The organism is Parerythrobacter jejuensis (assembly GCF_039536765.1).
In the GTDB taxonomy this organism is placed as follows: domain Bacteria; phylum Pseudomonadota; class Alphaproteobacteria; order Sphingomonadales; family Sphingomonadaceae; genus Parerythrobacter; species Parerythrobacter jejuensis.
In genome coordinates, this window is sequence record NZ_BAAAZF010000001.1 from 208411 (window position 1) to 233105 (window position 24695).

21 protein-coding genes and 1 tRNA gene are annotated in these 24695 nt (G+C 57.9%); 13 read left to right on the forward strand and 9 right to left on the reverse strand.

Annotated features, from left to right (window positions below):
• Positions 1-41 precede the first annotated feature (41 nt).
• Positions 42-1688 carry a putative bifunctional diguanylate cyclase/phosphodiesterase gene (locus ABD653_RS01015; RefSeq protein WP_325065396.1) on the reverse strand — a complete coding sequence of 549 codons (1647 nt, stop codon included), beginning with the start codon at positions 1686-1688 and terminating at the stop codon, positions 42-44.
• A 174-nt stretch (positions 1689-1862) separates the two neighbouring features.
• Between ABD653_RS01015 and ABD653_RS01020 the strand changes: the two genes are divergently transcribed.
• Positions 1863-2273 carry an EVE domain-containing protein gene (locus ABD653_RS01020; protein WP_160779445.1) on the forward strand — a complete coding sequence of 137 codons (411 nt, stop codon included), beginning with the start codon at positions 1863-1865 and terminating at the stop codon, positions 2271-2273.
• Positions 2274-2279: 6 nt separating this feature from the next.
• Here the strand turns inward: ABD653_RS01020 and ABD653_RS01025 are convergent, their stop codons facing one another.
• Together ABD653_RS01025 and ABD653_RS01030 are read right to left on the reverse strand one after the other, a co-directional pair.
• The gene (locus tag ABD653_RS01025) at positions 2280-3941 is read right to left on the reverse strand and encodes a thiamine pyrophosphate-binding protein (protein ID WP_160779446.1); all 1662 of its coding nucleotides are present in this window, start codon (positions 3939-3941) and stop codon (positions 2280-2282) included.
• A gap of 341 nt (positions 3942-4282) precedes the next feature.
• Positions 4283-5632, reverse strand: a complete 1350-nt coding sequence (locus ABD653_RS01030; RefSeq protein ID WP_160779447.1) for an MFS transporter — start codon at positions 5630-5632, stop codon at positions 4283-4285.
• 119 nt (positions 5633-5751) lie between these two features.
• Between ABD653_RS01030 and pgsA the strand changes: the two genes are divergently transcribed.
• Complete coding sequence (pgsA, locus tag ABD653_RS01035) at positions 5752-6318, forward strand: CDP-diacylglycerol--glycerol-3-phosphate 3-phosphatidyltransferase (RefSeq protein WP_160779448.1); 567 nt, start codon at positions 5752-5754, stop codon at positions 6316-6318.
• A gap of 24 nt (positions 6319-6342) precedes the next feature.
• Here pgsA and ABD653_RS01040 read toward each other — a convergent pair whose 3' ends face one another.
• The 4 genes from ABD653_RS01040 to rnd form a co-directional block, all read right to left on the reverse strand.
• A complete protein-coding gene (locus ABD653_RS01040) occupies positions 6343-7314 on the reverse strand; it encodes a division plane positioning ATPase MipZ (protein WP_160779449.1) in 972 nt (323 codons plus the stop codon).
• 186 nt (positions 7315-7500) lie between these two features.
• Positions 7501-7836, reverse strand: a complete 336-nt coding sequence (locus ABD653_RS01045) for a PilZ domain-containing protein (protein WP_160779450.1) — start codon at positions 7834-7836, stop codon at positions 7501-7503.
• A gap of 85 nt (positions 7837-7921) precedes the next feature.
• The gene (locus tag ABD653_RS01050; RefSeq protein WP_160779451.1) at positions 7922-8818 is read right to left on the reverse strand and encodes a hydrogen peroxide-inducible genes activator; all 897 of its coding nucleotides are present in this window, start codon (positions 8816-8818) and stop codon (positions 7922-7924) included.
• A 9-nt stretch (positions 8819-8827) separates the two neighbouring features.
• Positions 8828-10039 (reverse strand): ribonuclease D, encoded by a 1212-nt coding sequence (gene rnd, locus ABD653_RS01055; RefSeq protein WP_160779452.1) that lies wholly within the window; start codon positions 10037-10039, stop codon positions 8828-8830.
• A gap of 189 nt (positions 10040-10228) precedes the next feature.
• On the opposite strand from rnd, the gene aspS reads away from it, so the two are divergent.
• The 7 genes from aspS (at position 10229) to ABD653_RS01090 (ending at position 16587) form a co-directional block, all read left to right on the forward strand.
• A complete protein-coding gene (aspS, locus tag ABD653_RS01060; protein WP_160779453.1) occupies positions 10229-12022 on the forward strand; it encodes an aspartate--tRNA ligase in 1794 nt (597 codons plus the stop codon).
• 244 nt (positions 12023-12266) lie between these two features.
• Positions 12267-13196 carry a tetratricopeptide repeat protein gene (locus tag ABD653_RS01065; RefSeq protein WP_160779454.1) on the forward strand — a complete coding sequence of 310 codons (930 nt, stop codon included), beginning with the start codon at positions 12267-12269 and terminating at the stop codon, positions 13194-13196.
• A 122-nt stretch (positions 13197-13318) separates the two neighbouring features.
• The gene (locus ABD653_RS01070; protein WP_160779455.1) at positions 13319-13555 is read left to right on the forward strand and encodes an acyl carrier protein; all 237 of its coding nucleotides are present in this window, start codon (positions 13319-13321) and stop codon (positions 13553-13555) included.
• 112 nt (positions 13556-13667) lie between these two features.
• Complete coding sequence (gene fabF, locus ABD653_RS01075; protein ID WP_160779456.1) at positions 13668-14930, forward strand: beta-ketoacyl-ACP synthase II; 1263 nt, start codon at positions 13668-13670, stop codon at positions 14928-14930.
• Positions 14930-15898, forward strand: a complete 969-nt coding sequence (gene mltG / locus ABD653_RS01080) for an endolytic transglycosylase MltG (RefSeq protein WP_160779457.1) — start codon at positions 14930-14932, stop codon at positions 15896-15898. Before fabF ends, mltG begins: the two co-directional genes overlap by 1 nt.
• Entirely contained in the window at positions 15895-16428 is a 534-nt protein-coding gene (locus ABD653_RS01085; RefSeq protein ID WP_325065397.1) for a 2'-5' RNA ligase family protein, read from the forward strand. Before mltG ends, ABD653_RS01085 begins: the two co-directional genes overlap by 4 nt.
• Before the next feature lie 82 nt (positions 16429-16510).
• Positions 16511-16587 (forward strand) — tRNA-Met (locus ABD653_RS01090).
• A gap of 36 nt (positions 16588-16623) precedes the next feature.
• Here ABD653_RS01090 and ABD653_RS01095 read toward each other — a convergent pair.
• Positions 16624-16974, reverse strand: coding sequence for a thiol-disulfide oxidoreductase DCC family protein (locus ABD653_RS01095; protein WP_160780432.1), 351 nt, complete (start codon positions 16972-16974; stop codon positions 16624-16626).
• A gap of 185 nt (positions 16975-17159) precedes the next feature.
• On the opposite strand from ABD653_RS01095, the gene ABD653_RS01100 reads away from it, so the two are divergent.
• The gene (locus ABD653_RS01100) at positions 17160-18053 is read left to right on the forward strand and encodes an ABC transporter ATP-binding protein (protein ID WP_160779458.1); all 894 of its coding nucleotides are present in this window, start codon (positions 17160-17162) and stop codon (positions 18051-18053) included.
• A 14-nt stretch (positions 18054-18067) separates the two neighbouring features.
• Positions 18068-21646: an ABC transporter permease/M1 family aminopeptidase gene (locus ABD653_RS01105; protein WP_160779459.1), complete on the forward strand. Its 3579-nt coding sequence runs from the start codon at positions 18068-18070 to the stop codon at positions 21644-21646.
• 9 nt (positions 21647-21655) lie between these two features.
• Here the strand turns inward: ABD653_RS01105 and ABD653_RS01110 are convergent, their stop codons facing one another.
• Positions 21656-22459 carry a crotonase/enoyl-CoA hydratase family protein gene (locus ABD653_RS01110; RefSeq protein ID WP_160779460.1) on the reverse strand — a complete coding sequence of 268 codons (804 nt, stop codon included), beginning with the start codon at positions 22457-22459 and terminating at the stop codon, positions 21656-21658.
• A gap of 97 nt (positions 22460-22556) precedes the next feature.
• Here ABD653_RS01110 and ABD653_RS01115 point away from each other — a divergent pair, with 97 nt between their 5' ends.
• Entirely contained in the window at positions 22557-23696 is a 1140-nt protein-coding gene (locus ABD653_RS01115) for an acyl-CoA dehydrogenase family protein (protein WP_160779461.1), read from the forward strand.
• On the forward strand, positions 23693-24640 hold the full coding sequence (locus ABD653_RS01120; protein ID WP_160779462.1) for an acyl-CoA dehydrogenase family protein: 948 nt from the start codon (positions 23693-23695) through the stop codon (positions 24638-24640). Before ABD653_RS01115 ends, ABD653_RS01120 begins: the two co-directional genes overlap by 4 nt.
• Positions 24641-24695 lie beyond the last annotated feature (55 nt).

The window sequence follows — 24695 nt, forward strand, 5'->3', positions numbered from 1 at the left end:
GTATGGTCAGCGCCCGTTCCCGTAAAGGGCGCGCGGACACCTCAGGCCGATTTGCGTGCGGGCTTGGCCTTTGGTGTGTCGCTAGTGTCGTCGCTGGCAGCTTTTGGTTCAACCAGAAGCCCGGCAGAGGACAAGCGCTTGCGAACCTGGTCTGCCGCCTCGGGCCGACCATAGAGATAACCCTGGCCCTTCATCTGGCCCATGCCCTTGAGCGTTTCCAGGACGCGGTCATCCTCGATCCCTTCTGCGGTAATCGGCATTTCAAGGCCGTTGCCCAAAGAGATTATGGCACTGACAATTTTGGAACTGGCGTCTTCATCTTTCAGCTCGCTGACAAAGCTGCGGTCAATCTTGATCCGGTCAAACGGAAGCGAGCGCAGTTGCGACAGGCTGGAATAGCCGGTTCCGAAATCGTCGAGGCTGATCTTGACGCCCTGGTTCTTCAGGCTTGTGATCATCGATCTGACTACACCGATATTGTCGTGCAGGCAGCTCTCGGTAATCTCGATATCGAGCCTTTGCGGCGGAAAGTTGCATTCCACCAGAAGCTTCAGGATCTTCTGTGAGAACCACGGATCACGGAGCTGCACCGGGGAGATATTGACCGAAACCGTTAGCGACGGGTCCCAATCGCGCGCATCGGTGAATGCCTGACGCATAAGGCTTTCCGACATGTCACCGATCACGCCGATTTCTTCGGCGATCGGAATGAAGATATCGGGGCTGACGAGACCAAGCTTGGGCGATTGCCAGCGCGCCAGCATTTCGAAACCCATCAGCTTGCCGGTGGCTATGTCGACCTGCTGCTCATAATGCGGGACAAATTCACCACGTTCGACTCCGACACGGATGCCGGTTTCCAGCTGATTACGGAACCGCAGCTCGTTTTCCATTGTATCTTCAAACCAGTAGAAGCGGTTCTTGCCCTGCTTTTTGGCGTGATACATGGCGATATCAGCCTGGTGCATCAGTACCTGGGCATCGCAATCGAGCTTTTCACCAAAGCGGCCGGACAGGCCGGATGCGATGCCTACCGACATGGTGATTTCGACCTTCTGGCCCACGACATCCATCGGTTTGGCCACTGCGTCGATCAAGCGCGAAACAAATTGCTCAACCCGGTCAGGCGCATGGGCCTCGTAAGGGTAGACGAAAGCGAATTCATCGCCGCCAAGGCGTGCTAGGATAGCATCGCGTGGGAGCAGGGACGACATGCGCTCGGCCGCCCGAACAAGAACTTCGTCCCCGGTCTGGTGACCGCTCAGATCGTTCACCTGCTTGAAATTGTCCAGATCAACCATGATGAAGGCGAGTGCCTTGCCACCCTTGGCGGCCAGAGCAATTGCGCGATCGGTTTCAATTGTTGCGGCGCGGCGGTTGAGGCAACCGGTCAACGGATCAATTTCCGCCAATTCGCGGGCCTTTTCCTCGGCAACGCGTCGGTCGGTAATCTCAACGGTCAATTCGCGGTAACGACGCCAACCGAAAATAATGAGTGCAATGTTGAGCAGGAGCGCGTTGACCAGCACATAGTCGGTCCCACCAGACACGCCGCTGGTCCACTGCTGGACGATACCGGGCAAAACCGCACTACCGGTCCCAACAAACATGATAATGGCTGCTGCGGCGATGCCTAGTGCGACGACGTCGCGGCGTGCCTTCTCCAGCCCATTCTGGCGCTTGATCACGTGATGCCCCATTTCAACTCGGTCGCGTTAGACCACACCTTTACAGGAATTCTGCGGCTGTGCTTATGCTACCTGCGATTGAAAATTGGGTTAATTGGCGCATTTATCCTGATTGACTGTAATGTGGGCATTTCTGGGATTTCGCCTATTGTGCTGTAGGGACATCGTAAGATCATGGCTCGTTATTGGCTCTTGAAATCCGAACCATACAAATATGGTTGGGATGATCTGATTGCTGAGGGAGAAGGTGTTTGGGACGGGGTCCGCAACCACCGTGCGAAGAACAATCTTGCTGCGATGGAAGTTGGTGACGAAGCGTTCTTCTACCATTCCCGAGAGGGGCTGGAGATTGTGGGCATCTGTGAAGTTAGCGTTGCCGGAATTACCGATCCGACCGATCCGGACGGGAAATGGGCGGCAGTCAAAGTGAAGCCCAAGACGAAATTCCCGACGCCCGTAACCTTAAAGCAGATCAAGGCCGATCCCGAGCTTGCAGATTGTGAACTCGTAAAGCTATCGCGCCTGTCGGTCGCTGAGATTACACCGGACGAATGGTTGACCATCTGTGCGATGGCCGGGCTTTAGGCTCTCTTATCTCGCCCGCAATCCGCTGATTGTTGCCCCGCTGGCAGCCAATTGCTCAACCTCGATCTTGCAATGGATCAAGCGTAGGCCATCTCTCGCCTTGGCCTCCTTCAGTACATCCTTGAATGCGTCGGTGCTGTCTGCCGTGGCGGACCAACCGCCGAATGCACTGGCGAGGGCGGCGAAGTCGGGATTGACCAATTCGGTGGCAGAAATGCGCTCGGGAAACTCTCGCTCCTGATGCATCCGGATGGTGCCATAGGCGCCATTGTCGATCACGATCACGATCAGGTTAAGCCTATATTGGGCTGCCGTGGCCAATTCCTGGCCATTCATCAGGAAATCGCCATCTCCGGCCACGGCCACGACCGTACGCTCTGGAAAACGCCGCGCTGCCGCAACTGCCGCAGGAACCCCGTAGCCCATCGCGCCGCAGGTAGGCGCCAGTTGCGTCGGATGCCCGGCATATCGCCAATATCTGTGCCACCAGCCAGCAAAATTGCCCGCTCCATTGCAAACAATCGTATCGGCAGGGAGCGTTTCGCGCATGAAGGTGACGCAGCGTGCCAGGTCGAGCTGCCAGTCACCCGGTTTTGGGCTGGCCCATTCTTCCCATTCGGTATGTGCCTGGGCCCCCGCGTCGAACGAGATGATCGAGTGATCTTCCCACATTGCGGCTGTCTCGGCGAATTCGCCCATATCGGCGCAAATCGCCAGATCGGCGCGGTAAACGCTTCCCAATTCATTCGCGTCAGGGTGGATGTGGATCAATTGCTGGTCCGGATGATCTGGCGTGATCAGCGTGTAGCCGTCGGTTGTTGCTTCCCCGAGCCGCGCGCCAACTGCCAGCACCAGGTCGGCATTCTTGACCCGATCAACCAGCCCCGGATTGGGGCCATAGCCAAGGTTGCCAGCGTAAACCGGCGAGGAGGGGTCGATCGCGTCCTGACGCCGGAAGGCCGTTGCAACCGGGATGCCGATCCGCTCTGCGAAGAGCTGGAAGTGTTCGCGCGCCTTGGCATTCCATCCAGCGCCGCCGATGATGGCCACCGGCGATGCGGCGTCTGCAATCATCGCCATCATTGTTTGCATGGCGTCCGGGCAAGTCGCCTGGGCAGGGCGAACAACCGCAGGGCGAGGTCGTTGGCTGGTCGCGTCGGAAAGCATATCTTCGGGCAAGGCGAGGACCACCGGGCCGGGCCGTCCCGATATGGCAACCGACCACGCCCGCGCAACATATTCGGGGATCCGATCAGCATCGTCGATCCGTGCAGACCATTTGGCGAGTGGAGCGAATAAGGCAGGAAAATCCACCTCCTGAAATCCTTCCCGATCGCGCATTTCGCGCGCAACATCGCCCACGAACAGGATCATCGGTTGCGAATCCTGAAACGCGACATGGACGCCGATGCTGGCATTGGTCGCGCCCGGGCCGCGGGTCACGAAGGCTACACCCGGTCGGCCTGTCATGGCACCGTCTGCGCATGCCATGAACGACACTCCACCTTCTTGCCGGCAGGTAATCACGTCTACGGTCTCATGCTGATGCAACCCGTCGAGGACTTGCAGGAAGCTTTCTCCGGGAACAGTAAAAACACGGTCGCACCCTTGCTCTACAAGGCATTCGACCAGCAGACGGGCGGCATCGGGCGTAGTGGATTGGCTCATGCGCGTGCATCTAGCGCCGCTCTGCCGAAGCGGCAATGCGCGGAAAGGTGATGAAGAGGCACCGTTAACGTCCCGCGATGCGACACGGCTGATTTTGCAGAGGCGCGATGGTTAGCGAAGCGTTAACGGGCAGACATGACTGCAAAAGCACATAAGAGACGGTCGCTCGTCATAACCGATGAAACAGCACAACATCCCTTCCGTGCGGCGCTTCCGCCGCATGTAAGGGCCCAAAGCGCTCCGGAACCAGCCCGCACCAAATGGTATATCACGCGCAATGATGTGAAGGGGTTTGCGAGTGCATACTTCGCGTGCCTTGCAGCGGCGATCGTCTTTATCATCTAGGCGATTGCGGCTTGCTCCGTGAGTTCGGCGTTGTGCAGTCTTTTGCCCAGCCATGCAGATATCAGGCACATGCCGGCGCTTAGCAGCAATTGTTCCGCGATCGGGATGCCTGCAGCGGTCAGCGCCATGGCCATCAAAGATCCGCCAACCATCGCACCGGAATTGACGATGTTGTTGGCCGCAATCGTGCGCGAAGCCTGGCTTGTCGCGACCCTTGTGGTGAGAAACGCATAGAGCGGCACTACAAACATGCCGCCAGCTACCGAGATTCCCAACAGGCAAAGAAGGAGCACTGTGGCCATGGGCCAGGCGATGAATTCGGCAACATTCAGTAGCTCGGTAGGCTGGTCGGCCTGCCACATTTTGCAAACAACGTAGAACGCCACCACAAATGCGCCCATCGCGATCACCGAAACAGGGGAGTAGCGGGCGGAGACTGTTCCTTTGAGCAGGTGGTTGATCGTTACCGACCCGATTGCAACTCCAACCGAGAAAACCACCAGGAAGACACTGGCGACTTCCTTGCTGGCCATGATCACATTCTTGGCGAGGGGCGGGAACTGGATGAAGAGAACCGCGCCAATCGTCCAGAAAAAGCTGATGGCCAGAATGGCGTAGTAGACCTGCGCATCATGCATAGTGTTGCGGACCAGCTTGATCGAGGCACGGATGATATTCAGATCGATCTTCTCGACGTCCCCGAGCGGCGGGGCGGGGGGCACTTGCCGCGCCGAGATGTAACCGATCATCGAGGTCAGGATGATACCAGCCGCAGCGATTTCGACCGGGATCCAGCCCGCTAGGATGGTTCCGGCCAAAATGGCGACATAGGTTCCGGCCTCCACCAGCCCCGTGCCGGCAAGCACCTCGTCTTCTTGCAGATGCTGTGGCAGGATGGCGTATTTGATCGGGCCCAGGAAGGTCGATTGCACACCAGTTAGAAACAGCGCAAACAGCATCAGGACAATCGGAAAAGTGGTGTCGATTGTCATGAAGCCGAGCGGGATCGAAACGGGCAGGTCATATCCCCGCCAGGCGAGGTACAAGCCGCTGGCCCCGATAATCATCAAGCCGATTTCGCAGAATTTTACTTTGCGGATGATGGAGGCTTTGTCCCGCATATCCGCCAATTGCCCTGCCAACGCTGAGAGCACGAAGAAGGGGAGGATAAACAAGCCGGAGGCAACCGCGCTGAAAAGTCCCTCAGCTGCTTCGGAATTGTAGACGAAATAGACCACAAACAGGACCATCGCGGTCTTGTAGAGGTTGTCGTTGAAGGCATTCAGCAGCTGTGTTGTGAACAGCGGCAGGAAGCGGCGGCGGCGCAGCAGTTTGAGCGTCGTCATAGGTTCCCCTTGCGCGCCATCGGCGCCGTCATGGCGACCCTAGAGGAGCAATGTGCCGGGGCATAGGGTGCAGAACCGCTTTTTCCTGCGCGCAAGCTAGGCTAGGTGATCAAAGCAAGATGCTGAACCTGCCAAACATCCTGACCCTGTCGCGCATATTTGCGGTACCGTTGCTGGCCTTCTTCATTTGGTGGCCAGGTTGGGAAGTCGGTTTTGCAATCGGCTTCGTGCTCTATGCCCTGATCGGAATTACCGACTATTTCGACGGTTACGTCGCCCGGGCGCAAGGCACCGTGTCGAAACTGGGCATGTTTCTGGACCCAATTGCAGACAAGATAATGGTCGCGGCCGTTATCCTGGTTCTTACGGCGCAAGGCGTATTGCGCGGACCCTATGTTGGCGATTTCCATGTGGTCGCCGGCCTGATTATCCTGATGCGCGAAATCGCCGTATCAGGCTTGCGGGAGTTTCTTGCCGGACTTCAGGTGTCCGTGCCGGTAACGAAGCTGGCCAAATGGAAAACAACGCTTCAGCTTCTTGCGCTAGGTGCTCTGATCCTTGGGCAAGCGGTGCCGCACTATGAATGGGTCCACCTGACCGGTCTGGTAAGCCTCTGGAGCGCCGCGGTGTTGACGCTGATCACCGGTTGGGATTACCTGCGTGTCGGTCTCAAGCACATGGATTAAGACTGCAAGAGCGCGCAGCACCTCCTAGATCAGTGCGCCAAGCGCTTCGCTGAATGCGTGGCTGGATGATGCCAGTGTGCGCGGCTGCCGGCGGTGCACCCTATTTTCCGGATCGGCACGCAGTTCCAAGGCAAGATCTTCGATCAGGGCTTCTATCTCGCTAGCGGTTGAGGCTTGCATGCGCGCCAGGCCCGGCAGGTGTTTGAGGTCTAGATGGGTCAGACCGAACTGGAAGAGTTCGCGGAAGGCAACGCGCTCGCTCAGGCCCCGGCCAATTCGAAAATCGTGCCGGATTGCGAGTTTCTCGAGTGCCTCATCCACACGCTCAATCTGGCGGCGTTCTGCATGGCGGACCCGGTTCTTGGTAACAATCCAGTCTATCGGGCCCTGGCCGATCCGAGCTCTCTCTTCGCGCAAATCCGTTACCAGCGAGGCGAAGCAGCCAGAATTGCTGACCGCGCCGGTAACCGGACTATGGCGGCCCAGCAATTCAAGATCGAGGAAGGAGGCATTGACCGGAGTGACCAAAGTATCGGCCATCGCAATTGCGCGGCGGAATACGGGCGAGTCTGCGCCCGCTGCATCGATGACTATGAAGTCCGCCTTGGAATCCAACCTCAGGATTTCCTGCCATAACTGGGCTGCGCACGGACGTTCGAGGACGGAATGAGACGGCATCGGCAGGTCGACTGCCAGGCTTGTCGCGGTGCCTTCCCGGTATTGAAGGACCCTGTGGAGGGTCCGTTGGCGACGGTCGAGATCAATCGCGACAACCCGCTGCCCCATGTCGGCAAGAGCAATTGCGCAATGGAATGCGAGTGTCGATTTTCCGACGCCTCCCTTTTCGTTGGCGAAGGTTACGACCTTTCCGGGGAGTTTTCTGCGATTCTTGATATCGGCGAGTATGACGCTGGGATGCTCGCCATCGCTAGAAACCGGAGATAACGCACGAGGCGGCGATCCAAATCCGCCGTTATGGCCATTGTCATTCAGCATTAAAGGCAGCCCCCAGAACTCGTGCCCAAAACCGATTCGGTTATCCACAGGAGGCTAACAGGTTTTTTCTGACGGACTAGCCGGTAACGCGAGCTAGCCGAGTCCGATCAGTAAGCTCGCGGTATTTCAAATAGTTGCGCGCAAATTCATGCTTAATGCAGGGGTGAACCTGCGACGCACTTGGCCTTAGCCGATGAGTGGCAGGCCGAATCGATCCCGTGGATCGTTGGCGTCAAACTTCTCCGCAGTCGCAGTATAACCAAGCATTTCGACGATCTTCTGGTGCACGGGGGTCGCGAATTTCACGCCGGCTTGTTTATCGACTTTCCAGACGATGATGCCCTGTGCTGTCGCCATGTCACGCAGATTGACTTCGATCTCCGATCCCTCGCGGGCCGAGGAATTGCGCGTTTCGATCATGCAACCACCGCTGGAAAGGTTGTAGAGCGTAGCAACATCCTTCTCGCCGTCGATGCGGCAAGGAATTTCTTCATCGGTATCAAAACGATTGAACGAGCGCATCTGTGCCCCTCCTGCGAAACAAGTAGGGCTCCTTATGGGCAAAGATACCAAATATTTGGTGAATTTGGCTGATGGCGCTGGTTTGCTAGCCGGCGCGCAACTCCTCCGCGAACAGTTTGAACTCGTCAGCGCGGGGCGAATTCTTACGCCAGATGAGGGCGATTTCACGCTGGGCCGCAGCCGATTTGAGCGGTCTCGCCACGACGTCGGTCCCTTTGAGGATCCCGGCATCCAGGGCCATCTGCGGTAACATGGTAAGGCCCAATCCGTTGTCGACCATCTGGACCAGCGTGTGCAAGCTGGTACCGATCATCGTGGCGCTGCCCCTCAATTCTGGCCGGTTGCACGCTGCCAAAGCGTGCTCCTTCAAACAGTGCCCGTCTTCCAGCAGCAGTAACCGACCTTCATCGATCATGCTTGGTTTTACGATCTCGGGCGGGTCCCGCGGGTCGTCCTTCGGAAACGCTACGAAAAGCCGATCCTCGGCAATGTTCTCCAGTTCGACCTCACCGGTCGCGAAGGGCAGGGCGAGCAGCACGCAATCCACGCGTCCGTGATGCAGAGATTCCACCGCGTCTGCGCTCGTTTCTTCGCGCAAGAACAGCTTCAATTCTGGCCGCTCTTTGCGCAGGCGGGGGAGGATGCGCGGCAGCAAGAAGGGCGCGATTGTGGGAATCACACTCATCCGCAGCGTGCCCGACAGCGGTTTTCCTGCCGCTTGGACAAGGTCAGAAAGTTCCTCTGCCTCGCGCAACAAGCGGTGTGCTTTCTCGACCACCTGATTGCCGAGCGGAGTGAAACGAACTACGCGCCGGCTCCGCTCGACCAATGTCACACCCAGCAAAGATTCCAGTTCGCGGATGCCTGCACTCAGTGTCGACTGGGAGACAAAACTGGCCTCTGCCGCGCGCCCGAAATGGCCATGCTCGTGCAGGGCAACGAGATACTGCAATTGCTTGATGGTGGGGAGGTAAGTGCTCACTGCCGGGGCCTATTCCGCAGCCAATTCGTCCTGGGCCTCGGCCAATTGCTCCGCCATATCATCGACGTGGGTCATGGTCAGCTTGCCTCGTTTTACGGCGAAGGCCAATTTTCCCTCGACCAGCTCGAGTGCATCCTTGCCGAAGACTTCATACCGCCAGCCTTCCAGGATAGGCAGGTCGCGGACCCCTGCGGCGAGGGCTTCCATCTCGTCTGATTTGGTAAGCAACCGTGAGGCTATGTCGATTTCGCGAGCGCGGATTTTGAGCAGCAGCTTGAGCAGGTCGGCTACCAGTGCGCCTTCCTTGCCGAGCGGAGCGCCACGCTTGGACTTGACCGGCATTTCATCCTGCGGGAGCGGCTCAGCTTTCTCGATCACTTTTAGAAGCCGCTTGCCAATGTCATTGTCGCGCCAGGCCTGACTTAGCCCGCGAACCTTTGCCAAGTCAGCCTGTCGCTTCGGCGGATGGCTGGCAATATCGCTCAGCGTCTCATCGCGCATGATCCGGCCACGCGGGATGTTCTTGTGTTGGGCCTCGCTTTCGCGCCACGCGGCCAGGGCCTTCAACCGGCCAAGAACGGCCGGATTGCGGCCGGGTGACCGGATTCGGCGCCAGGCGATAGCCGCGTCATTCTCGTAATTGGACGGGTCTGCGAGCTTTTCCATTTCGGCATTCAGCCATGCACCGCGACCGGTCTTGATCAGTTTCTTCAAAATCTTGGGAAAGATCTTGGCAAGGTGGGTCACGTCGCCGATGGCATATTCGATTTGGCGGTCGGTCAGCGGGCGACGCCCCCAATCGGTAAAGCGCGCACCCTTGTCTACCGTAATGCCCAGCCAGCTCTCGACCAGATTGGCGTAGCCGATCTGTTCGGACTGGCTGATCGCCATCATCGCGATTTGCGTATCGAAGATAGGGTGAGGCGTCTTGCCGGTCAGGTTGTAGATGATTTCAACATCCTGGCCGCCAGCATGGAAGATCTTGAGGATGTCCTCGTTGTCGCACATCAGATCGAGGAGCGGGGCAAGATCGATACCGTCGGCCAGAGGATCAATCGCTGCTGCCTCGTCTTCATTGCCCACCTGGACCAGGCAAAGCTCAGGCCAGTAGGTGTTTTCGCGCATGAATTCTGTATCGATGCAGACGAACTCTCCTTCAGAGAGGCGTTCGCACAACGCGGCCAGCGTTTCGGTATCGGTAATCAGATCGTGTATTTTCATCTGTCTTTTTCTTGTTTGGGCGGAGTGCCGCCTCTCGGGAGTAATCCCAGTCAGGCCGCCGACTTGACAAAGCCGCCGGCTTCCCCTGTTAGCGCGCGCAAATTCCGGCTAGGGCGATGCTGATTTTGCAACCCTGTTGCGAACGAGCGCGCCCTTAGCCCTATAGCTCCGAAAATGGAAAGATTTTAGATGCACGCCTATCGTACCCACAACTGTGCACAGCTGACGAAGGAAAAAGTCGGCGAAACAGTCCGCCTTTCGGGCTGGATCCACCGCAAGCGCGACCATGGCGGAGTGCTGTTTGTCGATCTCCGCGACCATTATGGCATCACGCAAGTGGTCGCCGATGAGGATTCGCCCGCGCTGCCGATCCTAGACGCCCTGAAACTGGAAAGCGTGGTAACCATCGATGGCGATGTGAAGGCGCGCGATGCAGAGGCGGTTAACGCCAACCTCCCTACTGGCGAGATCGAAGTGTTCGCGCGCTCTGTGACCGTGCAGAGCAAAGCGGAAGAGCTGCCCCTGCCAGTTGCAGGCGAGCAGGACTACCCCGAAGATATCCGCCTCAAATATCGTTTTGTCGATCTGCGACGCGAAACGATGCACCGCAACATCATGCTGCGGAGCCAGGTTATCAGTTCAATCCGCAAGCGTATGATCGAACAGGATTTCAACGAAATCCAGACGCCAATTCTAGCGGCTTCCAGCCCCGAAGGCGCGCGTGATTACATTGTGCCAAGCCGGCTGCATCCAGGCACTTTCTACGCGCTCCCGCAGGCACCCCAGATGTTCAAGCAGCTTCTGATGGTGGCTGGCTTTGACCGCTATTTCCAGATTGCCCCATGCTTTCGCGACGAAGATCTACGTGCCGACCGGAGCCCGGAATTTTACCAGCTCGACTTCGAAATGAGCTTCGCAACACAGGAAGATGTGTTCCAGGCTATCGAGCCTGTCCTCGCGGGGGTATTCGAGGAGTTTGCCAATGGCAAAAGTGTTACGCCGTCCGGCGAATTCCCTCGCATTCCCTATGCCGAAGCGATGCTGAAATATGGCAGTGACAAGCCGGACCTACGCAATCCACTGGTGATCAGCGATGTGACAGATCACTTCCAGACTTCAGGGTTTGGCTTGTTCGAGAAGATTGTCGGCACTGGTGGATGTGTCCGCGTGATTCCAGCACCAAACACCAATGAGAAGAGCCGCAAGTTTTTCGACGAGATGAATGACTGGGCGCGCAGGGAAGGTTTTGCCGGACTTGGCTACGTTACGCGCAAGGGCGGTGAATTTGGCGGCCCAATCGCCAAGAATCACGGCCCTGAGAACATGGCAAAGCTCTATGACGAGCTGGGCCTTGGCGAAAATGATGGACTGTTCTTCGCAGCAGGTAAGGATAAGGATGCAGCGAAGCTCGCTGGAGCCGCCCGGACACGCGTTGGCGAGTTGTTGGAGCTGATCGAAGAAGGCTGCTTCAAATTCTGCTGGATCGTCGACTTCCCGATGTTCGAGTATGACGAAGAAGCGAAGAAGGTCGACTTCAGCCATAACCCGTTCTCCATGCCGCAGGGCGAGATGGAAGCGCTGGAAAATGAAGACCCGCTTGAAATCCTCGCCTGGCAATATGACATTGTGTGCAACGGTTACGAATTGAGTTCAGGCGCGATCCGGAACCACCGGCCGGATATCATGTACAAGGCCTTCGAAATCGCGGGCTACGACAAGGAAACCGTTGATCGCGAATTCTCGGGCATGATCGAGGCATTCAAGCTGGGGGCGCCGCCGCATGGTGGTTCTGCACCGGGAATTGACCGGATTGTCATGCTGCTCGCTGACGAGCCGAATATTCGTGAAGTGATCGCGTTCCCGCTCAATCAGAAGGCACAGGACCTGATGATGGGCGCACCATCACAGGTGCCAGCGCGGGCCCTGCGCGATGTCCACATTCGCACGGTCGAACCGCCTAAGAAGGAAGGCGAGGGCCAGTAGGCGGCTGCCAAGAAACTCACCCATGCAAGAAACGGGTTGTGGAGCTTTGTGCTCCTGACGAGGGCCAGCTTGCGTCAAAGAGGCCTTGGGCGAAGCCGAGCCGATCGAAACGAATACGACTGCAGAGTGGTGATTGCAAAACCGCCGTGTCGTGGTCATTGTCATGCCAAAAGATGCCGCGCAGCTTTAGACGAGGCACAATCCAGTCGGGTCGATAATTCTTACGGATTGGGGACAGATTCAGATGCGACTGAAACGGCGAATTTTTGGCACCGGTGCAATTGCTTCCTTGGCCTTTGCCGCACCGGTGGCTGCAGAGACCATGACAGTATCCGGGATTTACCCCGCGCCAAATGCGCGTGCTGCGGTGCTCGACTCGATTGCAATCGAACAATTTGGCGGGGAGGAGGGCGGTAGCCTTTCGATAACGGTGGGTGATCGCCTGCGCGGTGTTTCGATTGATGGCACGCCCTATTTCAGGATACTTCCGGCCAGTGTCGCACGTGATGCCGATGCTGCATTGCGCGGCGCCGTGATCACGGACATCGATGTCGAACGCAGCTCTTCGAAGACCGTGAGCCAATGTGTCGAGCGGGACGAGCATCGCAAATGTGTCCAGCGACGCAAGGAAGAGGTGCCGTGCGAACGCTTGTTGGTGTCGGTCAGGCCGTCCTTGCGGCTGATTTCGGTGGACGGAGAATTGCTTCATTCGCAGGATCGCAGGGTCACCCGTGAAAAAAGATACTGCGCCGACGAGGACCAACCCTCGCCAATGCCTATGATCCGCGAAGCAGTGAACGAGATTGCAGACAGTTTGCGGTATGCCATTGCGCCGGTTGAACGCTCCGAAGCCATCCGCTTGCTCGAATCCCGCAAGGGCATGGATCGTGATGCAGGGCGTTCTTTCCGTGATGCTGTGCGCATGACAAAACGCAATGTGACTGCTGCATGTGATGCGTTCTCGGCGCTAGAGCCGACGATCGGAGACCATGTTTCACTGATCTTCAATCTGGGCCTGTGCGCCGAGTCTGCAAATGATTTTGATGCTGCGGAACGGTATTATAATCAGGCACTTCAGATTGATTCTTCCAAGACGCAATCTGCCTCAGGCCTTGAGAGAATCAGGCAACGGGAATTGGGGCTACAACAGGTTGCCTCGCGCTACGGGGCATAGATCTCAGGAGAATTGCTGCTCGGGCCCATGTTTGCACAAAGCCGCTACGGCTCTTGCACATGCCCCTTGCGTTCATTAGGGCGAAAGCCAATCTAATAACCCCACCAAATAGAGGGATGAATATGAGCGATACTGCTGACCGCGTGCAGAAAATTGTTGTCGAGCATCTCGGCGTCGAAGGTGACAAGGTCACCCAGGAAGCCAGCTTCATTGATGATCTGGGCGCAGACAGCCTCGACATCGTCGAGCTGGTGATGGCCTTCGAAGAAGAATTCGGTGTGGAAATCCCCGACGATGCGGCTGAGAAAATCAGCACAGTTGGCGACGCCACGAAGTATATCGAAGAGCACAAGGGCTAATCGCTCTTCACGCTTTTCCCCGTCTGCCCATGGCAGCGGGGCCTGACAGGCCCGACCCTTCGAGGGCCGGGCCTGTTGCATATTCAGCTAGACTGATTTTTCGGAGAATTGCATGCGCCGCGTAGTTGTCACCGGACTTGGCCTTGTCACCCCTCTGGGCGGCGACGTCGAGACGTCGTGGAAGAACCTGATCGCTGGAGAAAGCGGTGCCGGCCAGATCACCAAGTTCGACACTAGCGACCAGAAATGCACGATTGCCTGTGAAGTGAAGCCCAAGGATCATCCGTGGGGCTTTGATGCGGACAAGCGGGTGGATCACAAGATCCAGCGTCAGGTCGATCCCTTCATCGTATTCGGCATTGATGCTGCGGGCCAGGCATTGGAAGATGCCGGGCTGGAAGACATGACGGACGAACAGAAGCGGCGGGCCGGTTGCTCGATCGGGTCCGGCATTGGTGGGTTGCCCGGTATCGAGAGCGAGTCCCTGGTCCTCGCCAACCGTGGGCCTGGCCGGGTCAGCCCGCACTTCGTGCACGGGCGCCTTATCAACCTGATTTCGGGTCAGGTCTCGATCAAATATGGCTTGATGGGGCCGAATCACGCTGTCGTGACCGCGTGCTCCACCGGTGCGCACTCCATTGGTGATGCCGCACGTATGATCCGCGACGATGATGCCGATATTATGCTGGCGGGTGGTGCTGAGGCGACGATTTGTCCTATCGGTATCGCCGGATTTGCCCAGGCTCGCGCGCTCAATATGAGCATGAACGATCGACCGACCGAGGCGAGCCGCCCATATGACAAGGAGCGCGACGGTTTTGTCATGGGAGAGGGCGCAGGTGTCGTGGTTCTGGAAGAATATGAGCACGCCAAAGCACGTGGCGCGACGATCTATGGTGAAGTCGTGGGCTATGGCCTCTCAGGCGACGCCTATCACGTCACTGCACCTCATCCCGAAGGCCTGGGCGCGCAGCTGGCGATGGAAATGGCATTGAAGAAGGCCGGTATCGACGCTGACATGGTCGACTATGTCAATGCGCACGGCACCTCGACCATGGCCGACACGATTGAGCTGGCATCGGTTAAGAGAGTGCTGGGCGATGATCTTGGTGGCGCATCGATGAGTTCTACCAAGTCTGCCATCGGTCACTTGCTGGGCGGAGCGGGTGCAGTCGAAGCGATTTTCTGCCTGCTCGCCATCCGTGACCAAATCGTGCCGCCAACGCTCAATCTGAATACGCCGGACGAGGGCACCGAGGGTGTCGATTTGGTCCCGCTCAAGGCCAAGAAGCGTCAAGTGCGCGCCGTGCTGAACAACAGCTTCGGCTTTGGCGGCACCAATGCCTCGCTGGTGATGAAGAAGGTCGACGATTGATGAAACGTCTCGGCTGCCTCCTCGCGGCCGTTCTCTTGGCGCTATTGGCGGGCGGCGCATGGTTTGTGTCCGGCTGGTACGGTTCGAGCGAACTCGAAGAGGACAAGACCTTCATTGTCCCGTCAGGATCGACACTGACGGCAGTTGCCAATAAGCTGGAAGAGGAAGGCATCATTGCCTCAGCTGATGCCTTCTTGTTGCGCGCAAAAATTCTGGGGGGGGGGGACCCGATCCAGGCTGGTGAATTTGCTCTGACGGCGGGGGCCAGCCCCTCTTCCATACTCCGAGCGTTTCAGTCGGGCGAAACCATCAATCGCTTTGTCACCATACCCGAAGGCATGCCCTCAATCATGGTCTTCGAGCGACTGATGGCGGAGGAATTGCTGACCGGTGAAATTCCGGTCCCGGTAGAAGGCAGTGTCCTGCCGGACACCTATTCTTTCGAGCGTGGCGAAGATCGCACCGCGGTCTTGGCGCGGATGCAGGCTGCGATGCGCAATTACCTGGCCGAGGCATGGCCCAAGCGGGGGCCTGATACAGCTGTCGATAATATCCAGGACGCGGTCATTCTTGCCTCTGTCGTGGAGAAGGAAACCGGCATTGGCAGTGAGCGCGAGATGGTTGCGGGGCTCTATTCCAACCGGGTCAAGCGCGGGATGCTGCTCCAGGCTGACCCTACGATCATCTACCCTATCACCAAGGGCAAACCGCTTGGTCGACGCATCCGCCAATCGGAGATTGCGGCGATCAATGGTTACAATACCTATACCCGGACCGGTCTGCCCGAGGGGCCGATTACCAATCCGGGCCGGGAAGCCATCGCCGCCGTGCTCAATCCGGCCAGGACCAGCGCGATTTACATGGTGGCAGACGGTACGGGCGGTCACAAATTCGCTGACACACTCGAAGAGCATAATGCCAATGTCGAGGAGTGGTACGAACTGCGCCGCCAGCGGGGCGAAATGTGAGCACGGGGCAGAGCGGCTATCCGCTCATTCTGACGGCCCAATTGCCGAAGGACATGCACCGCTGGGCGACGGCTTTGCGCACGGCCTATTTCCCGCCAGAACGAAACTATCTCGAGGCGCATGTGACGCTGTTCCACGCTCTGCCATCGCAGTGCGAGGACGAGGTGCGTGATGTGTTGAAGGACGTCGCCAGGGAATTTGCGCCGGTCGACGCACGCCTGACCGGGTTGATGTCGCTGGGTGGCGGTACCGCGCTCAAGCTGGAGAGCGACGGGATCCTGCATTTGCGCGACGGGATCGCGGACCATTTTCACGGCATGCTGACAAGTCAGGACCAGCATAGGCCGCGCCTGCATGTAACGATCCAGAACAAGGTCACCAGCAAGGTTGCCAAGGCGTTGCAAGCTGAGCTGGAATCGCAGATCATACCGCGCGCATTCACCTTTCGCGGGCTGGAGCTGCACCGCTATTGCGGTGGGCCCTGGGACCTTGTGCGAGACTTTTCCTTTCGTGGTCAGGCCAGAGCCTGAAAGCAGGTGTTGACCCTATGGCAGCGCCGCCCTAATAGCGCCGCCTGCCACGCAGCTATCTGGCCAGCGTGGAGCCTTTCGGGGCGGAGTAGCTCAGGTGGTTAGAGCAGCGGAATCATAATCCGCGTGTCGGGGGTTCAAGTCCCTCCTCCGCTACCAATTTCCATAAATCGATGCCGTTTCTTACCAGATTGGCTAGCCGAGAATGCCTTGTATCTTTGGCCGAATGCGAAGAAACGCGCGGTAGAGCCTTTCGAGCACCCACAGAGCTGGGCGCAGTCTGAAAATATGGCCAAGCGGTTTCAAGAGCGGGATGTGGCGCCACATCGCCGCGAACGCTGCTGCCCCGGATAGCAGTGTGCCGTCTTCTTTGGCATGGAAGCGAGCGAGCAGATCGGCCCGATCAATGGGGCAGGCGCTTTCTCCTGCCGTGGCGACATCAATGAAATGGATGTTGCTGCTACGGTCGAGCCTACGCATGAAAGAGATCTCGCGCCGGCAGAGCGGGCATTCGCCATCAAACCAGACTAATAATCGCTGCTGCATGGGTTCCATATCGGACTGAACGTCGATCGCGACAACGGGTACGATAGGCGGTATTGCGCGTCGTGTCTCTAAGGGCTGAATTGGTCATTCGTCGGCGCGCGGTTGTTATTCGCAGAACAATCGGGGAGGCTGCTTTACTTCCCCAACACACCTTCATAGTTTCAAATGAAACAGGGAGTGTGGTTATGTTGGAATTGCAGAATGTGACGCATGTCTATTCGAATGGGACGCGGGCACTGGATGACGTAACACTGAGCATTCCCAAGGGTATGTACGGGCTGCTAGGCCCCAATGGCGCCGGCAAATCGACCCTCATGCGCACTGTCGCAACATTGCAAACACCGACATCGGGCAGCATCTCGTTTGATGGTCTCGACATTCTCGACCAGCCGGAGGAGCTTCGCAAACGGCTCGGCTATTTGCCTCAGGATTTCGGAGTCTATCCGCGCGTTTCGGCCTACGATATGTTGGACCACATGGCGGTACTGAAGGGTGTAGCATCATCCAAGGATCGCAAGGACACTGTCGAAACCCTGCTCGACCAGGTCAACCTTTGGGATGTGCGCAAGAAAGCCATTGCAGGTTTCTCCGGCGGAATGCGCCAACGGTTCGGGATTGCGCAGGCGCTGATCGGGAATCCTGATCTGATCATTGTCGACGAACCTACGGCAGGCCTGGATCCCGAAGAACGCAATCGCTTCCTCAACCTGCTGGCGGAGATCGGCGAGAATGTCGTCGTGATCCTGTCCACCCATATCGTTGAAGACGTGGCGGACCTGTGCCCTCGCATGGCTGTCATTGTAGAGGGCTCGATCAAGCTGGAAGGCGCCCCCAAGGAACTGATCGAGCGATCACGCGGCAGCATCTGGGCGAAAACCATCGCCCGCGCAGAGCTGGATGCCTATCGCGAGAAATATGAAGTGATTTCGACGCGCCTGTTTGCGGGCAACACGATTGTCCATATCCAGTCGGACAAGGATCCGACCGATGGCTTCGCTGCAGTCGATGGCGGGCTGGAGGATGTCTATTTCTCGACCCTGAGCGCCACGCGTCGCCCCGTTTCCGCCGAAGCGGCATAAGGGAGGGCGCGACCATGTTTGGCAAGATTGCGCTCTTCGAGCTGCGTTACCAGTTCCGCAACCCGGTGTTCTGGGTGGCGGCAATTATCTTCTTCCTGCTGACCTTCGGGGCGGCAACCAGTGACGACATCCAGATTGGTGGTGGCGGCAATATCAACGCCAACGCACCATTGGCGATCATCCAGACGCATCTGGTGCTGACGCTGTTTTTCATGTTCGTCTCGACTGCCTTCGTCGCCAATGTGATCGTACGTGATGATGACAGCGGTTTCGGGCCGATGGTCCGATCCACGCAGGTGAGAAAATTCGACTATCTGCTCGGGCGATTTACAGGCGCGTTTCTGGCCGCAGCGGTTGCGTTTGCGACGGTTCCCCTCGCAATATGGCTCGGCTCGCTCATGCCATGGGTGGACTCCGAGACTATCGGTCCCAACCATCTTTCGTACTACGCCAGCGCCTATTTCGTCTTCGCTTTGCCTGGCATGTTTATGGTCTCGGCGCTGTTCTTCGCTGTTGCCACCATGACGCGATCGATGATGTATACCTACATCGCGGTGGTCGTATTTTTGGTCCTGTGGACCATCCTGATCGCAGCAGTGCAAGGCCGTCCGGATTTGCAGGATACCGCAGCCCTGTTCGAGCCTTTCGGCCTGGGCGCCCTATCCAATGCTACCCGATATTGGACCGCGTCGGAGGCAAATACGCTTGTCCCCGCGCTGGAGGGTGGCCTGCTCTACAATCGCATTATCTGGACCGGTTTCGCGCTGGCGATGCTGGTGTTGGCATACTTGCGCTTCAGCTTTGCAGAAAAAGGTGCGTCGAAGCGGAAGCTGCGCAGGCAAGCCAAGAAGGCTGCCAAACTCTCCGGCGTTGCGGCGCAGACAGTTGATAGCTTGCCGGCACTTGAACCGGAAAAGAGCGCCTGGATCAGGCTGGTGACGCGTACACGGTTCGAAGTCGCGCAGGTGGTCAAGCACCCGGCTTTCTTCGTTCTGCTGCTGATCGGATTGTTCAACACCAGCGGCGCCTTGTTCCTGGGTAACCAGCTCTATGGCACACCAGCACGGCCCCTCACTTTTGCGGTCATTCCGATTTTGCAGGGCGGTTTCACGCTGATCCCGATCATAATCGCGATCTACTATGCAGGTGAGCTCGTCTGGCGCGATCGTGATCGCAAGATGCACGAGATCATCGATTCTACCTCGGTTCCCGGGTGGAGCTATATGGTGCCCAAGACGATCGCCGTGGCGGTTGTTCTGTTTGCCGCACTCGCAGTCAGCATTATCTCAGCCATGCTGATCCAGTCTGCACGGGGTGTGACGCCGGAGGCCGCCAAGTACTTCAGCTGGTACATGCTCCCGCTGACGATCGACATGCTGATCCTCGCGATTCTGGCCGTATTCGTGCAGGCGCTTAGTCCCAACAAATATGTCGGCTGGGGCATCATGGTAGTCTACATCGTCGCCACGACGGTGCTTTCAAACCTCGGCTTCGAGCATCCGCTCTACCTCTACGGTTCGACTGGCGGGAACCCGATTTCGGACCTGAATGGCAATGCCGTTGGCAATGCTCTGGGCTGGTGGCTTCGGCTTTATTGGGGCGCCTTTGCTCTCGTTTTGGCCGTGTTGGCGCATCTTATGTGGAGGCGGGGAACCGACACTGCACTGATGCCGCGCGTCAAGCGTGTTCCGGCAAGGCTGAAGTCCCCAGCCGGTGCCGTATTGGCGGCAGGCATATTGGCAGTGGTTGGCTCCGGATCGTTCCTGTTCAACCAGATGAACCGGGTTGAGCAATATCGTACCAGTGATGACAACGAAGCGCAGCTGGCTGCGTACGAGAAGAAATATCTCAAATATGACGGGATCATCCAGCCAACAGTGACCGACATGTCGATTGACGTGGAACTGTGGCCGCAAGAGACGCGGATGGAGGCCAGCGGTCGCTACGCCATTTTCAATGATACCGATGAAACCATCGAAACGCTGCATGTGCGCTTGCAGGATGCCGACGTGGAAGTGCTCGATATCCAGGTTGCCGGTGCGACGCTTGAAAGCGATGACGAGGAATTCAAGTACCGTATCTATCGCTTCGACGAACCCTTGGCTCCCGGAGCGACGAGTGAACTGACTTTCAAGACGCAGCGCTGGCAACGCGGACTGCGCGCTAGCGGCAACGACACGCGATTGGTTCGCAACGGCACGTTTCTCAACAGTGCAGAGTTTGCTCCGCAAATCGGAATGAACCGGTCCGGCCTGTTGCAGGACCGCGCAACCCGGCGGAAATATGATCTTCCTCCGGAACTGCGTCCGGCCCCGTTGGGCGACGAAGCCTCTCGCGATCAGAACTATGTTGGCGCGGAATGGGTCACGGCCGATATAACCGTCACGACCGATGCCGGGCAGACCCCCATTGCACCAGGTGTGCGTGTTTCGGATACGGTCGAAAATGGTCGTCGCACCGCGCGCTTCGTGTCGGATACGCCGATCCTGGCCTTCTTCTCAATCCAGTCAGCCGATTATGAGATCGCCAAACGCGATTCCAACGGTGTCGAGTTACAGGTCTATTATCACACTACGCACGACACCAATGTTGAACGGATGTTGGATGCCCTGGGATCGTCGCTCGATTACTATCGCGCCAATTTCGGTCCATACCAGTTCCCGCATGCGCGCATCATTGAGTTTCCGGGCTATGCCAGCTTCGCGCAGGCATTTGCCGGGACCATGCCCTATTCGGAGAGCATCGGCTTCGTTGCCGACTATGCCGACGAAGGTGATATCGATGCGGTGACCTATGTCGTCGCACACGAGGTGGCCCACCAGTACTGGGCGCACCAGTTGATCAGTGCAAACCAGCAGGGCGGCACGATCATGGTCGAAACTATGGCGCAGTATTCCGCGATGATGGTGATGAAAGAGATTTATGGCGAGGACCAAATGCGCCGGTTCCTCAAATACGAGCTGGACAATTACCTGACCTCACGCGGTAGCGAGGCGATTGAAGAGCTGCCGCTCGAGAAGGTCGAGAACCAGGGATACATTCATTACCGTAAAGGCGCGGTGGTCATGTATCTGCTGCAAGACCGGCTTGGCGAAACCAGGGTCAATGCGATGCTGTCCGAACTGCTGGATCGCTATCGGTTCAAAGGACCTCCATACGCCATCTCCACCGATCTTGTTGATGGCTTCATGAGCCTTGCCCGCAATGACCAGGAGCGCCAACTGGTCGAAGACCTACTGCGCAAGATCACGCTCTACGACCTCAAGGTCGACGAGGCCGAGACCAAAGAGCTGCCGGATGGGAGTTGGGAGACGGTGATGACGGTCGAGGCCACCAAGTTCTATGCCGATGGCCAGGGCAAGGAGACTGAAAGCCCGCTTGCCGACCAGATCGAAATCGGTGCGTTTACCGCCCGGCCAGGACTTGGTGCTTTTGATAGCGCGAATGTCCTGTCGATGGAGCGGAAGGCCATCACATCGGGCAAGCAGGAAATCCGCGTCGTGACCGACAAGGAACCCACCTTTGTCGGTATCGATCCGTACAACAAATACATTGATCGGAACTCGGACGACAATGTGTTCGAGCTAGGCTAGCGGGCGGGCCTAGCCGCCGGTGAAATTGGGCGGTCGCTTTTCGAGGAAGGAATCGACCGCCTCGCCGTGATCGTCGGTAGTATGGGCGAGTGCCTGATAGGCTGCAGAAAGCTCGAGTATGTCGGACATCCGGCTGTGCTGCGCCTCCCGCAGCAAGCGTTTGGTGAGCCTTAGAGCCCGTGCGGGGTTTGCCGCAATGCGCTCGGCAATTTCGATGGAGGTATCGAGCAGGTCCCCGTCGGGCACAACGCGTCCGACCAACCCGAAGCTCTTGGCTTCCTGTGCCGAATAGCGGTCTCCGGTCAGAAACATTTCTGCCGCTTGGGAGTAGCCGACGACCCGCTGGAGCGACCATGCCCCGCCATCGCCGGGCACGATGCCGACCTTGATGAAGCTGGCTGAGAACTTCGCGCTTTCTGCGGCGACACGAATGTCGCACAGGCAGGCAAGATCACATCCCAGACCCACAGCATGGCCGTTCACAGCGGCGATCAAAGGGACTTCGCAATCCATGAATGCGCGGGTGATCCGCTGGACCCCGCGGCGATAATTGCTGCGGGTTTCATCAGGCTTGCCGCGCGGGCCAATGCCCGACTTTTCCTTCATCGCCTTGATGTTCCCACCAGCGCTGAAGCCTTTGCCGCTACCGGTCAGGATAGCGCAGGAGATATTGCTATCCTCGCCTATCGCGTGAAGCGCGGCGATAACGTCTTCGCAGTCTTCCTGGGTGCCGATAGCGTTGAGTGTTTCCGGGCTGTTGAGCGTCATGATCGCGATTTTTCCGCGCGTTTCCAGCTTGACGAAATCACCCATTCACTCTCTCCTCACTGCATTTGGCGAGACCCTACCAGCACTTTTGGTAAGCGCCAGTGGCTTGCGCAAGCTGCCACTTTTGCGCATCAGTGCAGGCGTGCAAACATTTGCTGTCCATCCTTTCGAAGCTCCGGAAAACGCGCAGTCGATCAGATCGGACTTGCGGGCATTCCTCGCTCAGCATCAGCCTGACAAGGATCCGGTGCTGAGAGCCAATTGCTGGACCGAATTTGATCCCGCATTCTCACAAGCGCTTGGGGCGGCGGGTTACCTCGGCATGCTCTGGCCCAGCCAGTATGGTGGGCATGAGCGTCTTCCGCTTGAGCGCTATATCGTGTTGGAAGAGCTGTTGGCGGCAGGCGCTCCCGTCGGCGCGCATTGGATCGCCGATCGTCAAACCGGGCCACTGTTGCTGCGTTACGGCACCGAGGAGCAGCGAGAGAAATACCTGCCCGGCTTCGCTGCCGGAACGATGTATGCCTGTATCGGGCTAAGTGAACCTGGTTCTGGTTCCGATCTTGCCTCCGTCCGGTCTTCAGCGCGCAAGACCGATGCAGGCTGGGTGCTCAGCGGGCAAAAAGTCTGGACTACCGGCGCGCACATCAGCCACGCCATGCTGGCATTGATGCGCAGCGAAGAGAGCAGTGAGCGCCAATCGGGGCTTAGCCAGTTCCTGATCGATCTCGACCTGCCTGGCATAACGATCAGGCCGATCATCGACATGTTCGGGACCCACCATTTCAACGAGGTGTTCTTTGACGACGTGTTGGTTCCGCATGGTGCTTTGGTAGGGAAAGAGGGTGAAGGCTGGAAGCAGGCGACCGCGGAACTGGCGCTAGAACGTTCGGGCCCTGAGCGGTACCTTTCCAGTCACGCTTTGCTGGCTGCCGTGATCGATAGCCTCGGACCGGATGCATCTGCAGAAGTGACGGCCACCATTGGCCGGCTTGTCTCTGAAATGTGGACCCTGCGCCAGATGTCTATGTCTGTCGCGGCCAAGCTCGCCAGTGGTGTCGATCCGGTGGTCGAAGCGTCGATCGTCAAGGATCTGGGCAACACGTTTGAACAGGAAATGCCTCTGGCGATCCAGGCTGTACTCGATGCGGATTTGGCGGATGGTTCCGATCTGTCACGGCTGTTGGCGACGCTGCTCCAAGTTTCGCCCAGCTTTTCTTTGCGTGGTGGTACGCGGGAAATCTTGCGCGGGATTATCGCCCGCGGATTGGGCCTCAGATGAGCGAGAACCGGGAACAGCTTGCCGAAATGGCAGATGGCCTTTTTGCGGGCCTGCGCGGTGGTGAATTTGACACCTTTCAAACCCAAATCGGGGAAGCAGGCTTTGGCTTGCTCCTCGTTCCGGAAAGCAGCGAAGGGTTTGGCGGTGATTGGGGCGATCTGGCGACCGTGATGCGGTTAGCAGGAAAGCATGCGCTCGCATGGCCCCTGGGCGAGCATATCCTTGCTGCTCGCCTGTTGCACGATGCGGGAAGGCATGCAGATGCACTGACCCTATTGGCTGGTGAATCTTCCATCCCTTGGGGGCGTGAAGCGGGCGATGTGCTCGTCGAAAGGGACGGGCAAATCTTGCTTGTGAGCGGGGAAGTGTCAGCTGGTGAAAGCCCTGCAGGCGAACCGCGTGACATGGTAGCGTATGATTGGGATCGTGCTGTCCCTCTAGGCATTGAGGCGGACCTGTTCGGTCTGATCGCGTTCCTGCGAGTTTGCCAGACAGCTGGCGCATTGGATGCAGCGCTGGAGCTTGCCATTGAACATACCGGGCAACGCGAGCAATTCGGCCGGCCCCTGTCAAAATTCCAATCCGTCCAGCAAAGCATTGCATTGCTGGCTGTGGAAGCGGCGGCTGCGAATTGTGCAGCCCAGGGCGCCGCTGCTGCGCTGGATCGCTTCGGTCATGGCGGAGATGCGCGTTTCGAAATTGGCGCGGCGAAACTGCGATCAAATATTGCGATCAAGGTCGGGGCAGCGCTTGCGCATCAGGTTCATGGTGCGATCGGCTTTACCCAAGACTATCCCTTGCATGAACTCACTCGCCGGATGATGGGCTGGCGTAGTGAAGGCGGGAATGATGCCTATTGGAGTGCGCGACTAGGGGCTCAAACGCTTGAGTGGGGTGGCCAGGGCCTGTGGGACCAGATTACTCGGCGAACGGACCCGGGCTGATTTCACCTGAATACATATGCCGGGACATCGCGCTTGCGCAGTTGTGCCGAGCCGC